The sequence below is a fragment of the Promicromonospora sp. NPDC023987 genome, assembly GCF_040639055.1.
Taxonomy (GTDB): Bacteria; Actinomycetota; Actinomycetes; order Actinomycetales; family Cellulomonadaceae; genus Promicromonospora.
Genome location: NZ_JBEZZF010000097.1, coordinates 1 through 14,940, shown reverse-complemented (window position 1 = coordinate 14,940; position 14,940 = coordinate 1). Strand labels below are relative to the sequence as shown.

Here is a 14,940-nt window from a genome sequence, read left to right as displayed (position 1 = left end):
CTGTCTCGGGGGTCGAGCTTGTCGAGACCGCGTCCCGACAAGCTCGACCGACGGGCTCGAACCCCGGCCCGGTCAGGTCACGTCAGGTCGGTGACCGGCGCAGAACCGCAGGTGTTGTCGAGCTGGATCACTCCGAACGACCAGCCCTTGCGCTTGTACAGCACCGACGGACGCGACGTCTCCTTGTCGATGAACAGGTAGAAGTCGTGGCCCACCATCTCCATCTCGTAGACGGCGTCGTCGAGGGTCATCGGGTCCGCGTGGTGGAGCTTCTGCCGGATCACCACGGGGGAGTCGCCGATGGTGGTCTCCACGGAGTCGCCCGGTGCGGACAGTGCCGCAGGGGTCGAGATCTGCGGCTCCGGCGCGTTGCCGGACGCATCACTGTCGGAGTTCAGGATCTCGTCCAGAGGGCGGACATCCACGGGCGGGAGCACCTTGTTGTTCCGGTGGTCCTTGCGCCGGTCCCGGGCGCGGCGCAGGCGCTCGTTCAGCTTGTCGATTGCGAGGTCCAGGGCGCCGAAGCGGTCGTCCGCTGCGGCCTCCGCGCGGATCACCGGACCCTTCGCGCGCAGTGTGAGCTCTACTCGTTCACGATTCTCGGAGAGTCGCGGGTTGTTCTCGTGCGTGACTTCCACATCCACCCGACGTACGTAGGGAGACAGCAGCTCGACCTTGGCGAGCTTCTCCTCGACGTGCTGGCGGAACCGGTCCGCCACGTCCGTGTGCCTGCCGACAACGACAATTTCCATGTGCGTATCTCCGCTCCGGGAACTCTGGGCCACGCCGTCCCTTGCCGGCGGCGTGCGCCCGTCCTACTCGTTATGGCACCCCCTGCAATCGGTGCCGGGCACGAACCACCTCCCGTCGCGTACGCCTCGACCGCATCGTCGGGGCTCGGATCCTGCGTGGAACGTTCAGGCTAACTCCGTCGCCTGGGTAACGACAGTCCCAACGGATAGTGAACAAGGTGACAGAGATCGGTCGGACTTTCAGGTTTTGACCAGTATTTCGCCGACGGCGGACAGCGGGCGCCCGACCGGATCGGAGGCCGCCGCCGGGGACGGCGTCGCTGCCAGCACCGTTGCGCCCAGCACATCGTGGCCGTCCTGTTCGAGGGCACGCTCGACGGCGGCCAGGGTGGCACCGGTGGTCAGGACATCGTCCACAAGAATGCAGGCGGATCTTTGTCCGAGCGTCCGGCTTCCATGTCTCGTCATGCGGACGGCACCCGCGAGATTGCGGCCGCGGGCACGGGCGCCGAGGCCCACCTGGTCCCGCCCGGAGCTGCGCCGGGCGAGGGCGGGCACGACGCGGGCGCGGACCCCGGCGTCGTGCAGGCCGCCGGCCACGGTCCGGGCCAGGACGGACACGGGGTCGCGGCTCCGGGCCCGCCGGGCCGCGGCGGTCGACGGCACGGGCACGACGGCGACCGGCGCACCGCCGAGCGCGGGGGAGAGCACGGGACCGAGCTGGGCCGCTGCGCCGCGGAGTGCGGGCGCGAGGAGCCGGTCCAGGTCGGCCCGCCCGCGGTCCTTCCAGTGCACGACGACGTCCCGCACCGGCCCGGCGTACGGCGCCAGCGCCCACACCGGCACGGGTGGGACCCCGTCGAGCCGGTCCAGCCGGGGCGCGTCGCGTTCGACCCGGACGGGTGACCCGGCCAGGAGGGCCGCACACCGCGCGCACCACCGCACGTCGAGCTCGCCGCACGGGCAGGCGACGGGCAGCAGCAGGCGGGCGAGCGAGCGGACGGGATGCACCCGACCACCCTCCCCGAACCCCGACCGGCCGGCCACTCATCCACACCCCACCCCCCGCCCCGTTGAGTGTTGGATATTTGCGCCTCAGACGGCCGGGGAGGCGCAAATACCCAACACTCAACGACGGCGTGGGCGGGAGTGTCAGTGAGGGCGGGCAGCATGGGGGTGTGGAATCGATCTCTCTTGGCCAGGCACGCCGGATCGCTGTCGCGGCGCAGGGCCTGAACCGCCCGCGCACCGACGGGCCGCGCACCATGCGACACGTGCAGGGCGTGATCGACCGGCTGGGCCTGCTCCAGATCGACTCGGTCAACGTCCTCGCCCGAGCGCATCTGCTGCCCCTGTTCTCGCGCCTCGGCCCGTACGACACCGACCTGCTGGACCGGGCCACGGCGTCGGGCAGGTTCGCCCGGCGAGGGGGCAAGGCAGTCGTCGCCGACCGACGGCTCGTGGAGAGCTGGGCGCACGTGGCCGCCTACGTGCCACCGCACGTGTGGCCGCTGCTGGCTTTCCGACGGCGGTGGTTCGCGCAGGAGTACGACTGGCGTGAGCTGGACGGTGTGCGGCTGCCCGACGCCCCGCAGGTCGCCGAGGTGCGCGACCTGGTCGCGGCAGAGGGGCCGCTGTCGGCGTCCCAGATCCACGACCGGTTCGTCTCCGAGGGGCGGTCGGTGCGCCGCAAGCGGGGCACCTGGTGGGACTGGAGCACGGAGAAGCGCGTCGTCGAGCACCTGTTCTTCACGGGCGAGGTGGTCTCGGCGGGGCGGAACGCGCAGTTCGAGCGGTTGTACGACCTGCCGGAGCGCGTGCTGCCGCCGTCGGCCCTCGGGGAGGTGCCCGAGGCCGAGGCCAAACGGGCCCTGCTGGAGCTGGGCGCTCGGGCCCACGGCATCGGCGTGGCGCGCTGCATCAAGGACTACTACCGGCTCAGGGGTCCCGTGGCGGACCAGGCCCTGGCCGGTCTCGTCGAGGACGGGGTGCTGCTGCCCGTCCGCGTCGCCGGCGGGTCCGAGCAGTGGCTCCTGCACCGCGACGCCGTCCGCCCGCGGCGGGCCACCGGGCAGGCGCTGCTCGCGCCGTTCGACCCGCTGGTGTGGGAGCGCAAGCGGCTCGAACGCCTCTTCGGGATGCGGTACCGGATCGGCATCTACACGCCGGCCGCCCAGCGCGTCGACGGGTACTACGTGCTGCCGTTCCTCGAGGACGAGCAGCTCACGGCCCGGGTAGACCTCAAGGCGGACCGCGCAGCGGGGGTCCTGCGGGTGCAGTCCGCGCACTCCGAGCCGGCGCTGACCGAGGAGACGCCGGCGCGCCTGGCGGCAGAGCTCGGCGCGATGGCGCGGTGGCTGGGGCTGGAGCGGGTGGTGGTCGAGAGCAAGGGCACCCTTTCACCCGCTCTGCGTGCCGCGACGGTCAATCCCTGAAACACGCGGCGACTAAACTCATGGCATGGCCACCGCTGCGATCTTCCTGGCCGTAACAGTTGCGGCCGGACTAGGTGCGGTGCTGCTCCGGCTACCGCCCCTGGTGGGATTTCTGGTGGCCGGATTCGCCTTGCACGGGGCGGGCGTCGCCGAGCCGGACTACCTGGAGACGGTCGCCGACCTGGGCGTGACGCTGCTGCTGTTCGGCATCGGCCTCAAGCTCGACGTCAAGACCCTGCTGCGCAAGGACGTGTGGCTCACCACCGTGGCACACCTCCTGGTCAGCATCGCGATAGCCATCGGTTTTCTCGGCCTGCTCGGCGTGATCGGGTTCTCGATGCTCGCGGGCGAGGGGCTGGGGGTTCTCGCGTTCCTCGGGCTCGCCCTGTCGTTCTCCTCGACGGTGTTCGTGGTCAAGGTGCTCGACGGGCGCTCCGACCAGTCCGCCCTCTACGGCCGGATCGCCATCGGCGTACTGGTCATGCAGGACCTGATCGCCGTCGTCTTCCTGTCCGTGTCCTCCGACCATCCGCCGAGCCTGTGGGCATTTGCCCTCGTGCTGCTGATCCCCGGCGCCTGGGTGCTGCGCAGGGTGTGGTCGAAGGTGGGCCACGGCGAGCTGCAGGCGCTGTTCGGCGTGGCGGTCGCGCTCGGTCCTGGCTACGCGCTGTTCGACGCCGTCGGGCTCAAAGGCGATCTCGGCGCGCTCGTCCTCGGCATGCTCCTGGCCGGTCACCCGGCCGCCACGGAGCTGTCGCGCAACCTGTTCACCCTCAAGGAACTGCTGCTCGTCGGTTTCTTCGTCTCCATCGGGTTCTCGGGCCAGCTGACCTGGCAGGCCGCGGCGATCGGGGTCCTGCTGCTGCTCATGCTGCCGTTCCAGGCAGTCGCGACGGCGGTCCTGCTGCGTCTGACGCGGTTGCGCAAGCGCACGGCGATCCTCACCGGCCTCGTGCTGACCAACTACTCGGAGTTCGGTCTGATCGTGGTCGCCGTCGGCTCGCAGGCCGGCATGCTGCACGACGAGTGGCTCGTGGTCCTCGCTGTCGCCGTCGCCGGCAGCTTCGTGCTGTCCTCGGCCGTCAACACCCGCGGCAACGAGTTCGCGATCCGGCTCGCCAAGCGCTTCCCGTCCAAGCCCAACGAGTGGCTGCACCCTGAGGAACAGCTCATCGACGTGTCCGGCGCGGAGGCGATCGTGCTCGGCATGGGCAGGGTCGGCAGGGGCGCCGTCCGTCAGCTGTGCGACGACTACGGCATGGCCGCCATGGGTGTCGAGCACGACCCGGCGCGCGTCATCACCCTGCGGAACGAAGGCTTCACCGTGGTGCAGGCCGATGCCACGGACATCGAGTTCTGGGGCCGGGTGCGCAGCGCCGGAGCCGTCAAGCTGGCGATCCTCGCCATGCCCTTCCACGCGGCGAACCTCATCGCGCTGTCCCAGCTGCGCGCGAGCGGTTTCGACGGCACGGTCGCCGCCGTCGCGCGGTACGACGACGACGTGGCCGAGCTCGAGCGGCACGGTGCCGATGCCGTGTTCCACCTGTACGGCACGGCGGGCCTGGCGCTGGCCGACGAGGCGGCCGAGGCGGCGCTCGGCTACGCCGCCGCCGAGCGGATGCGCGACGCGCAGGCGCGGCGGAGCGCACGCCCCGACCAGGGTCGGGGCGCGAGGCCGGACGGGGGCCTGGACGAGGGACCCGACGTCTCGTCGGAGCCAGCGACCGAGCCGGTCATCGGCTCAGGACCGCACTGATCTCGGCTCGCTGACCTCGGCCCGGTAACCCAGGCCGACCGGACCTCAGCTGTCCGCGTCCGGCTTCGGCTCGAGCGGATCCACGGGCTGGTCGCCCTCGGCCTGGCGGAGCACGGGGGCGACGTTCCCGGTGCGCAGGCCTGCGCGGCCCACCATGTGCGCCCCGACGGGAGTCGTCAGGAGCTGGAAGACCGCGACCAGCAGGAGCATGGTCGCCGACGTCCAGTCCAGCAGGCGGAGTGCCACACCGGCGAGGAGCAGCAGCATCCCGAGCACCTGTGGCTTGGCCACGACGTGCATCCGCGAGAGCAGGTTGTCGAAGCGCACCACGCCGACGCCGGCCGAGAACGAGAAGAAGGCTCCGAGCAGCAGGCAGATGCCTGCGGCCACGTCGGTCACGACGGTCATGGCGTATCCCTCCGGACGTCGTCGTGGTCGGTCGGGGCCGGCTCCGCCGACCCTCCGTCGTCGGGCTGCTCCCGCTTGGGCGGTTCGACGGCGGCGAAGCGGGCGACCGTCACCGACCCGATGAAACCGACCATCGAGAGCACCACGAGGATGGGCACCGACTCCGTGCGCCGGGACAGCGCCGCCTCGACGGCGATGGCGCCGACGAGCGCAGTGGTCAGCACGTCGAAGGCCACCGTGCGGTCCAGCATCGACGGCCCGCGCTCCATCCGGACCACGGCGAGCAGCGCCCCCACGGCGAGGAGCACGGTCGCCACCACCCCGACGGCGATCATCATCGCTGTACCTCCTTGCCCGGCGTGGGTGCGGGCCGGCCGAACGGATCGGCCAGGCCGACCCGGACCAGCTCGTCGTGAGATGCGAAGGCGCGCAGGACCCGCGCCTCCAGGGCCAGTGTCGACTCCCGCACGGCGTCGTCGCCGCCCGATCCGTCGAGGTCGAGCACGTGCAGCCGCAAGGTCCCGCTGGGCTGGTCGTGGTCGATGACGAGGGTGCCCGGCACCATGGACGACAGCCCGGCGGTCGTGGCGATGAACAGGTCGGACCGGGTCCTGAGCTGCACGGACACCAGTCCGCCCGCCGGGGTGAGCCCCGGCGTCACCGCGGACCACGCCACCTGGAACGACGCGAGCACGAGGTCCGAGACGAACCGGCCGGCCAGGCGCAGCAGCCGGCCCGGCCGCAGGGTCGCGGCCGTGCCGAACGGCGGCAACGGGAACGCCACGGCGACGAGCGCTCCGAGCGCCATGCCGGACAGCACGTTCGCCCAGGACAGGTCGCCCCACAGCAGCACCCAGATCACGGCGCCCACAGCCATCGTCGGCCACAGCCTGGTGAGCCGCCGGGCCCGACGGCGCCACGGGCGCTCGGCGTCGTCGGTATCGGTCATGGCTGGTCCTCCTGGGCCTCGTCCGTGACGTCGTTGGACTCGCCCGTGCCACGGGGCGCCCCGTCGGGGAACACCGCCTCGATATAGGTGTGCCCGTCCATGACGGTGGCGGCTGCCCGCTCGGCGTAGTCGTAGAGCGGACCCGCCACCACGGTGAGGCTCACGCCGACGGCGACCAGCGCCGCCGTCGGGCCGACCATGCCCCAGGGCAGCGGGGCCTGCTCCGGCAGGGGCTCCTTGTCGGTGGAGGCCTGCCAGAACGCCTTGTTCCAGGCCCGGATCACCGCGTACAGGGTCAGGAGGGAGGTGACCACCGAACCGGCGACGAGCACCCAGGCGAGCGCGGAGCCGTCGAACACGCCGGCCTCGAGCAGCCCCACCTTGCCGAGGAACCCCGACAGCGGCGGGATGCCCGCGAGGTTCATCGCGGGGACGAAGAACAGGATCGCCAGGCCGGGGGCCAGCCGTGCGAGACCGCCCAGCCGGTCGAGCGACGTGGTGCCGCTGCGGCGCTCGATCAGGCCGACGACCAGGAACAGGGCAGTCTGCACGGTGATGTGGTGCACCACGTAGAAGATGGCGGCCGCCGTGCTCGCCTGGGTGGCGAGCGCGACCCCGAAGATCATGTAGCCGATATGGCTCACCAGGGTGAAGGACAGCAGACGTTTCACGTCGTCCTGCGCCACCGCACCCAGGATCCCGACGAGCATCGTGGCGAGGGCCAGCACGAGCAGGACCGCCTCCAGCTTCTCGTTCGACGGGAAGAGGAGGGTCTGGGTACGCAGGATGGCGTAGACGCCGACCTTGGTGAGCAGGCCCGCGAACACGGCGGTGACCGGCGCGGGCGCCGTCGGGTACGAGTCGGGGAGCCACGCGGAGAGCGGGAAGATGGCCGCCTTGATCCCGAAGGCGAGCAGCAGGAGGGCCTGGATCCCCAGCCGCACGCCGGGATCGATGTCGGGCAGGCGCTCGGCGAGCTGGGCCATGTTCACGGTGCCCGTCGCGGCGTAGACCAGGCCGACGGCCAGCAGGAACACGATCGAGCTGAGCAGCGCGACGACCACATAGACGCTGCCCGCCCGGATACGTTCGCTGGTGCCGCCGAGCGTGAGCAGCACGTACGAGGCGGCCAGCAGGATCTCGAACCCGACGTAGAGGTTGAAGAGGTCACCGGCGAGGAAGGCGTCCGCCACCCCTGCGGCCAGGATCAGGTACGTCGGGTGGAAGATCGCGACGGGCAGGGCGTCGCGGCGCCCCGACTCGTCGGCATCCGGGTCCTGCGCCTCCAGCGCCTCACGCAGGAGCTTCGCGTTCTTCGTCGTCGGTGCCGTGCGCTCGTTGCTGTCGGCGATGCCCTGTGCCATCGAGTACAGCAGCACGCAGAGCAGCATGATGCTGCTGACGAGCAGCATGATCGCGGCCAGCGGGTCGGCCACCAGGTTGACCCCGACCGGTGCGGCCCAGCCGCCGAGGTCGACAACCACTGGCCCGTCGTTCGCCGCGACCACGAGGCCGGCTGCGGCCGCGACCGCCACGGACAGGGCGACGACGGAGATGATGCGCTGGACCCGCTCGTACCGGTGCAGGGCCAGCGCGAGGCCGGCTGCGAACAGCGGCACCAGCACCGGCAGCGGCACGAGGGTCTGGATGGTCCACAGGTTCATGAGCCGTCCCGCCCCCGGGTCGGCAGATCGACGCTCGGGTCCGGGAGAGCTACCTCGTCCCGTGCCGTCGCCGCTTCCTCGGCGAGGGTGGAGCCTGACTCCTCCGAGTCGCTGTCGGCGTACGACGGCACGTCCGCGACAGCGAGCCGCGCGATGCGGGTGTCCTCCAGGTCGTCCTGCACCTCGTCGTGGCCGTGCAGCTGCCAGGAGCGATATGCCATGGCCAGCACGAACGCGACCAGGGCGAGCGTGATCACGATGGACGTCAGGATCATGGCCTGCGCCAGGGGGTCGCTCATCGGTTCCGTCTCGGGACCGGAATGGGTGATCGGCGGCGCGCCCGCCCGTCCGCCCGCCACGAGGATCGCCAGGTTGGCGCCGTTGCCCAGCAGCACGAAGCCGAGCAGCACCCGGGTGAGCGACCGCTCCAGCAGCAGGTAGACACCCGCGCCGAACAGCACGCCCACCGCGAGGAGCAGGGCGCCGGAGGGCACGGTGTCCAGCACGATCATGCGCGCTCACCTCCGGCGTGGCGTCCCGCGCGTCCGTGCGAGCCGACGGCCTGGGCGAACGGCTCGGCCTGCCGGTCCAGCTCCGCGCCGAAGGTACGCAGGATGTCGATGACCAGGCCGATGACCACGAGGAACACTCCGATGTCGAAGAAGAGGCTGGTGACGAGGTGGATCTCACCCAGCACCGGCACGTACAGATGGAGGATCGTGCTCTCGAGCGCCGCCTGGCCGGCGAGCAGCGCGACGAGCCCGACACCGGCCGACAGGAACAGCCCGGTCCCGAGGACGAGGCCCGGGTGCACCGGCGCTGCCTCACCCAGCTCGTACCGGCCACCGGCCAGGTAGCGGACGGCGAGCGCCAGACCTGCGACGAGGCCGGCCGCGAACCCGCCACCCGGTGCGTTGTGCCCGCTGAACAGCAGGAACAGGGCGAACAGGATCATCGGGTAGAACAGCACGCGGGTGAGCACCTCGAACAGCACGGACCGCTGGTCGGGGTCGAGCGTCGGCCCGGCGACCAGCCAGGTGCCCTGCCGGACCTGTCGGGAGCCGGCGGTCGCGGCCTGCTCGGAGGACCGGTCCCCGTCTGCCGGGTCCATGCGGAGGACGTCGCCGCTGCGCTGGCGCAGGAAGACGAGCGACGCGACGCCGGTGGCGGCCACCAGGAGCACCGAGATCTCGCCCACGGTGTCCCAGGCGCGGATGTCGACGAGCGTGACGTTGACGATGTTGTGCCCGCCGCCGAACGCCTCCGCCTCCTCCGCGAAGTCCACGGATACCGGCAGGTGCACCCGGACGAGCGGCGCCGCCGCCACGAACAGCATGACGACCAGCCCGGTGAGCACACCGATGGCGAGCCGTACCCAGCGGCTCGCCGCCAGGGGCCGGTCGGAGAAGTACGGCGGCAGGCGCCGGAGCACCAGCACCATCACCACCAGGGTCAGCGTCTCGCACAGCACCTGGGTCAGTGCGAGGTCCGGTGCGCCGTGCAGCAGGAACAGGGCGGCGTTGCCGTACCCGGCCACGCCAGCGAGGAACACTGCCTTCAGCCGCCGCCGCGCGCGGGCCGTCAGGACGGCGGCCACCACGACCACCAGGACGATGACGAGCTGGGCGGGGCGGTCCCACGGCACCAGGGCGAACGGCCCGAGGTGGAGGACGCCGTCGCGTCCGACGGCGCCGGCGGCGACGGGGAGGCCTCCACCGGCGGGCTGTCCGACCAGGCCGGCCGCCAGCGCGAACCCGGGGCCGACGGCGAGCACGACGAGGATCATGCCGAGGTACAGCGGCAGGGAGCCGCGCTGGGTACCCGCGGTGACGTCGGCGGCGAGCCGGTCCAGCTTCCGCATGAGCCGCCGGTAGACCACGTCGGCGCCGTCGGGGAACCACAGCGCGTCCTGTACGCGCTCCAGGCGATCGCGCTGCCAGAAGGCGAGTGCACCGAGGAGGAGGATCGCGGCGGTCACCGCGAGGACCGGGGTGAATCCCTCCCAGAGGGTGAGGTGCCCCGGGTCGCCGCTCGGGTAGGTGTTCGCGTACGGGCCGAGCAGCTTCTGGCCGACCTGCGGTACGAGTGCGACGGCGAGGCCGAGCAGGGCGAGGGTGAGCGGCGGCGCGACCATCCAGAACGGCTGGGGGTGCACGGTCGCGGGGGCGGCGTCCAGCGTGGCGGGCGGCTCGTCGGGCGCGGCTCCAGTCTCTTTCCGGGCGTCGCCACCGGCACCTTTCGGGAGGCTCTCCCGGTCCGGCAGGGATCGCAGGCGGGGCTTGAAGGCGCCCCAGAGGAACCGGAGCCCGTACGCGACGGTGAGCGCGGACCCGACCGCGACGACGCAGATCATGATCTTGCCCAGCAGATCGCCGTCGTGCGACCAGGCCGCGAGCGCTGCCTCCTTGGCGACGTAGCCGGCGAACGGCGGCAGGCCGATCATCGACGCCGTCGCGAGCGTGGCTGCCAGGGCCGTGACCGGCAGCCGACGTCCGACGCCGGCGAGCCGGCGCAGGTCACGGGTACCGGTCGCCGCGTCGATGACGCCGACCACGAGGAACAGCGACGCCTTGAACATGGCGTGGGCGCCCAGCAGGGCCAGGCCGGCCAGCGCCGTCGCCCGGGTCCCGTAGCCGAGCAGCAGCGTGAGCAGCCCGAGCTGGGAGACCGTGCCGAACGCGAGGACGAGCTTGAGGTCGTGCTGGCGCAGTGCGCGATAGCCCCCGAGCAGGAGCGTCGCGCTGCCGAGCACGAGCACCACCGTGCGCCAGGCGGCGAGGTCCGAGAATGCGGGTGCGAACCGCGCGATCAGGTAGATGCCTGCTTTCACCATGGCGGCGGCGTGCAGGTAGGCGGAGACGGGTGTGGGGGCCGCCATCGCGGCGGGCAGCCAGAAGTGCGTCGGCACGAGCGCGGACTTGGTGGCGGCGCCGGCCAGCAGGCAGACCACGGCCACGGTGACCGCGGTGCCGGACGGTGGGTCGGCGATCACCTCCGAGAGGCTCCAGGTGCCTGCGGTCACACCGAGCACGACCACGCCGACCAGCATCGCCAGGCCGCCTGCCGTGGTCACCAGGAGCGCCTGCATGGCGGCGCGGCGGGACGAGGTGCGGTGGGAGTAGTGGCCGATCAGGAGGTAGGAGAACACCGAGGTGAGCTCCCAGAAGACGACCAGCAGGATCAGGTCGTCCGCGATGACCAGGCCGGTCATGACTCCGGCGAACGCCACGAGGTAGCCGCCGAAACGGCCGAGACCGCGCGCGTCATGGGCGAAGTACGCGCTGCAGTAGAGCAGCACCAGGGTGCCGACGGCCCCGACCACGAGCAGCATGACCCAGGACAGCGGGTCGAGCCGGAGGTCGATGGCGAAGCCCAGCGCGGGGATCCAGGGCAGGTGTTCCGCGGGCGGGCGGCCGTCCAGGACGGCCGCCGTCTGCGACAGGGCGTAGATCGTCGCCCCTGCCGGGCCGAGGGCGAGCACCCAGAAGGCGCGCCGGCCCAGCGATTTCACGAGAGCTGGGGCGGCCAGAGCCAGGACCCCATGGGCAAGTAGTACCGGGAGCACGTCCGTGCCGTCCTGTCGGGGCTCGTGGACAGACGGCGTCGTGCCTGGTGCGCCGGGTGGGAACCCGGGACGAGTACGGGCCGGCTACCGCGCGAGCGCGGGCGGGTGGGCGATGACTGCCACTTTATCCGCAGGAGCGCGGTGGGCGTGCACAGGAACCTGTGAGCGCCCGTGTTCGTTACCCCTGGAGCGAACCTGCCGATCCGCAGTCGTTCATTGGGCCACGAGCCCGGGTTTACGGCCTACGATGGACGACGGCGAAACTTGACGACGACCTGGGAGAACCCGCGTGTCCATCCTCGACAAGGTCCTGCGCATAGGCGAAGGACGTGTCCTGAAGAAGCTGCACTCTGTGGCTGAGCAGGTCAACCGCTTGGAGCCCAGCTTCGTCGAGCTGAGCGACACCGAGCTGCGTGAGGAGACCGCACGTTTCCGGGAACGGCTGGAGCACGGCGCCAGCCTGGACGAGCTCATGCCGGAGGCGTTCGCGGCGATCCGCGAGGCGGCCCGCCGCACGCTCGGCCAGCGACACTTCGACGTCCAGATCATGGGTGGTGCGGCACTGCACCTCGGCAACATCGCCGAGATGCGTACCGGTGAGGGCAAGACGCTGGTGGCGACGACCGCCGCGTACCTCAACGGGCTGGCGGGCGACGGCGTCCACGTGATCACCACCAACGACTACCTGGCCAAGTACCAGGGTGACCTGATGGGCCGCGTCTTCCGGTTCATGGGCATGACCACCGGCGTGATCCTGTCGGGCCAGACGCCGGCGCAGCGCCGCGAGATGTACGCGGCGGACATCACGTACGGCACGAACAACGAGTTCGGCTTCGACTACCTGCGCGACAACATGGCCTGGTCCACCGACGACCTGGTGCAGCGCGGGCACAACTTCGCCATCGTCGACGAGGTCGACTCGATCCTCATCGACGAGGCGCGGACGCCGCTCATCATCTCCGGGCCGGCGGCGGGCGACGCGAACCGTTGGTACAACGAGTTCGCGAAGGTCGTGCGGCGGCTGAGGGCCAAGACGGGCGACGCCGACACGGCCGCCGACTACGAGGTCGACGAGAAGAAGCGCACCGTCGGCGTGCTCGAGCCGGGCATCGCGAAGATCGAGGACTACCTCGGCATCGACAACCTCTACGAGTCGCTGAACACGCCGCTGATCGGGTTCCTCAACAACGCGATCAAGGCGAAGGAGCTGTTCAAGCGCGACAAGGACTACGTCGTGCTGAACGGCGAGGTCATGATCGTCGACGAGCACACGGGCCGGATCCTCGCGGGCCGCCGCTACAACGAGGGCATGCACCAGGCGATCGAGGCCAAGGAGGGGGTGGAGATCAAGGCGGAGAACCAGACGCTCGCCACGATCACCCTCCAGAACTACTTCCGCCAGTACAGCAAGCTCGCCGGGATGACCGGTACGGCCGAGACCGAGGCCGCCGAGTTCCAGAGCACGTACACGCTCGGCGTCGTCCCGATCCCGACGAACAAGGACCCGCAGCGCATCGACCAGCCGGACCTCGTCTACAAGAACGAGGACGGCAAGTTCAACGCGGTGGTCGCGGACATCGTGGAGCGGCACGCCTACGGCCAGCCGGTTCTCGTGGGTACCACCAGCGTCGAGAAGTCGGAGCTCCTGAGCTCGAAGCTCAAGAAGGCCGGCGTGCCGCACAACGTGCTGAACGCGAAGGAGCACGAGCGTGAGGCCGCCGTCGTCGCGATGGCGGGCCGTAAGGGCGCCGTCACGGTCGCCACGAACATGGCCGGCCGCGGTACCGACATCATGCTCGGCGGCAACGCCGAGTACCTCGCGGTCGCCGAGCTCGCCGAGCGCGGGCTCGACCCGGTCGAGACGCCCGACGAGTACGAGGCGGCCTGGCCGCAGGCGCTGGAGAAGGCGAAGGACCGCGTCGCGACCGAGCACGACGAGGTCACGGAGGCCGGCGGCCTCTACGTGCTCGGTACGGAGCGTCACGAGTCCCGCCGGATCGACAACCAGCTGCGAGGCCGTTCCGGCCGTCAGGGCGACCCGGGCGAGTCCCGGTTCTACCTGTCCATGCAGGACGACCTGATGCGTCTGTTCAACTCCGGCCTCGCCGAGTCGATGATGAACCGCGCGGGGTTCCCGGACGACATGCCGCTGGAGTCCAAGATGGTCACGCGCGGCATCATGTCGGCGCAGGGCCAGGTGGAGTCGCGCAACTTCGAGATCCGCAAGAACGTGCTGAAGTACGACGACGTGCTGTCCCGGCAGCGCACGGTCATCTACGCCGAGCGCCTCCGGGTGCTCGAGGGCGAAGACATGCACGAGCAGATCCAGCACTTCCTCACCGACACCATCACCGACTACGTGACCAACGCGACGGCCGGCGGCACCTCGGAGCAGTGGGACCTGGACGCCCTGTGGACGGCGCTCAAGGCCGTGTACCCGGTGTCGCTGACGCCGGAGGAGGTCGCGGAGGAGGCAGGCGGTGCCGACCGGCTCACGGGCGAGCTGCTGCTGGAGGAGATCCTGTCCGACGCGCGGGTGGCGTACCAGGCGCGTGAGGACGAGCTGACGTCCCCGGCCATGCGCCAGCTCGAGCGCCGCGTGGTGCTGTCGGTGCTGGACCGCAAGTGGCGGGAGCACCTCTACGAGATGGACTACCTCAAGGAGGGCATCGGGCTGCGGGCCATGGCCCAGCGTGACCCGCTGGTCGAGTACCAGCGTGAGGGCTTCCAGCTGTTCCAGGCCATGACCGACGCCATCAAGGAGGAGTCGGTCGGGTTCCTGTTCAACCTCGAGGTCACCGTGCAGCAGCCGGGCGCCGAGCAGGCCGGTGACGGCGGCTCGGAGCTGCCGGCTGCTGGACCGGTGCCGCCGCGTGGCCGCCTGGGTACCGGCCAGCCGGACGCCCCGCCCACGACGCAGCTGCCGGTGGTCCCGCCGGCGGCTCAGGGACAGGGTCAGCCGCCCGCACCGCGGCAGCGCCGCGCGGCCGGTGCCGCGACGGAGCCGATCCTGCTCGCGAAGGGCCTCGACGCGCCGAACCGGCAGCAGCCGCTGACGTACTCGGCACCGAGCGAGGACGGCTCGGGCTCGGCGTTCATGCAGTCGTCGGACGGCGCTCGCCGTCGGGCGGCGCTGCACGGCGAGGCGACCTCCGCCACGAGCGACGGCCGCACCTTCCCCGGCACGCCGCGCAACGCGCAGTGCCCGTGCGGCTCGGGCAAGAAGTACAAGGTCTGCCACGGAGAGAACGAGGCCTGACCGCTCGCCCGCTCCTCGCCGAGGTAGAACCAGGGCGAGATAGAACTCTGGCGAAGTAGAACTGTGGCGAGGAAGTAGAACTGTGGCGAGATAGAACCGCAGAGGTGCATCGGCGGATTACTGAGGGTATAACAGGCCCAAGCCCTCGCGGT

At 70.9% G+C, this 14,940-nt stretch carries 11 protein-coding genes; 3 read left to right on the top strand and 8 right to left on the bottom strand.

What is annotated here, in order from left to right:
- Window positions 1-77 precede the first annotated feature (77 nt).
- Together raiA and AB0F40_RS25600 are read right to left on the bottom strand one after the other, a co-directional pair.
- Window positions 78-752, bottom strand: a complete 675-nt coding sequence (gene raiA, locus AB0F40_RS25605; protein ID WP_357474608.1) for a ribosome-associated translation inhibitor RaiA — start codon at window positions 750-752, stop codon at window positions 78-80.
- Between the two features lie 240 nt (window positions 753-992).
- The gene (locus AB0F40_RS25600; protein ID WP_357474605.1) at window positions 993-1,763 is read right to left on the bottom strand and encodes a ComF family protein; all 771 of its coding nucleotides are present in this window, start codon (window positions 1,761-1,763) and stop codon (window positions 993-995) included.
- Window positions 1,764-1,930: 167 nt separating this feature from the next.
- Here AB0F40_RS25600 and AB0F40_RS25595 point away from each other — a divergent pair, with 167 nt between their 5' ends.
- Entirely contained in the window at window positions 1,931-3,187 is a 1,257-nt protein-coding gene (locus AB0F40_RS25595) for a crosslink repair DNA glycosylase YcaQ family protein (RefSeq protein ID WP_357474602.1), read from the top strand.
- A 25-nt stretch (window positions 3,188-3,212) separates the two neighbouring features.
- Window positions 3,213-4,943: a cation:proton antiporter family protein gene (locus AB0F40_RS25590; protein WP_357474599.1), complete on the top strand. Its 1,731-nt coding sequence runs from the start codon at window positions 3,213-3,215 to the stop codon at window positions 4,941-4,943.
- A 45-nt stretch (window positions 4,944-4,988) separates the two neighbouring features.
- Here the strand turns inward: AB0F40_RS25590 and mnhG are convergent, their stop codons facing one another.
- Genes mnhG through AB0F40_RS25560 form a run of 6 tightly spaced genes read right to left on the bottom strand, consistent with a single transcriptional unit; the run spans window position 4,989 to window position 11,475 of the window.
- Complete coding sequence (mnhG, locus tag AB0F40_RS25585) at window positions 4,989-5,351, bottom strand: monovalent cation/H(+) antiporter subunit G (protein WP_357474596.1); 363 nt, start codon at window positions 5,349-5,351, stop codon at window positions 4,989-4,991.
- Window positions 5,348-5,689, bottom strand: a complete 342-nt coding sequence (locus AB0F40_RS25580; protein ID WP_357474592.1) for a monovalent cation/H+ antiporter complex subunit F — start codon at window positions 5,687-5,689, stop codon at window positions 5,348-5,350. The genes mnhG and AB0F40_RS25580 overlap by 4 nt, the downstream gene beginning before the upstream one ends.
- Window positions 5,686-6,300 carry a Na+/H+ antiporter subunit E gene (locus tag AB0F40_RS25575; RefSeq protein ID WP_357474589.1) on the bottom strand — a complete coding sequence of 205 codons (615 nt, stop codon included), beginning with the start codon at window positions 6,298-6,300 and terminating at the stop codon, window positions 5,686-5,688. The genes AB0F40_RS25580 and AB0F40_RS25575 overlap by 4 nt, the downstream gene beginning before the upstream one ends.
- Window positions 6,297-7,964: a Na+/H+ antiporter subunit D gene (locus tag AB0F40_RS25570; protein ID WP_357474586.1), complete on the bottom strand. Its 1,668-nt coding sequence runs from the start codon at window positions 7,962-7,964 to the stop codon at window positions 6,297-6,299. The genes AB0F40_RS25575 and AB0F40_RS25570 overlap by 4 nt, the downstream gene beginning before the upstream one ends.
- Window positions 7,961-8,476 (bottom strand): Na(+)/H(+) antiporter subunit C, encoded by a 516-nt coding sequence (locus tag AB0F40_RS25565; RefSeq protein WP_357474583.1) that lies wholly within the window; start codon window positions 8,474-8,476, stop codon window positions 7,961-7,963. The genes AB0F40_RS25570 and AB0F40_RS25565 overlap by 4 nt, the downstream gene beginning before the upstream one ends.
- Complete coding sequence (locus AB0F40_RS25560; protein ID WP_357474580.1) at window positions 8,473-11,475, bottom strand: Na+/H+ antiporter subunit A; 3,003 nt, start codon at window positions 11,473-11,475, stop codon at window positions 8,473-8,475. Before AB0F40_RS25560 ends, AB0F40_RS25565 begins: the two co-directional genes overlap by 4 nt.
- Window positions 11,476-11,818: 343 nt before the next feature.
- Here AB0F40_RS25560 and secA point away from each other — a divergent pair, with 343 nt between their 5' ends.
- Entirely contained in the window at window positions 11,819-14,788 is a 2,970-nt protein-coding gene (secA, locus tag AB0F40_RS25555) for a preprotein translocase subunit SecA (RefSeq protein WP_357474577.1), read from the top strand.
- Window positions 14,789-14,940: the final 152 nt, after the last annotated feature.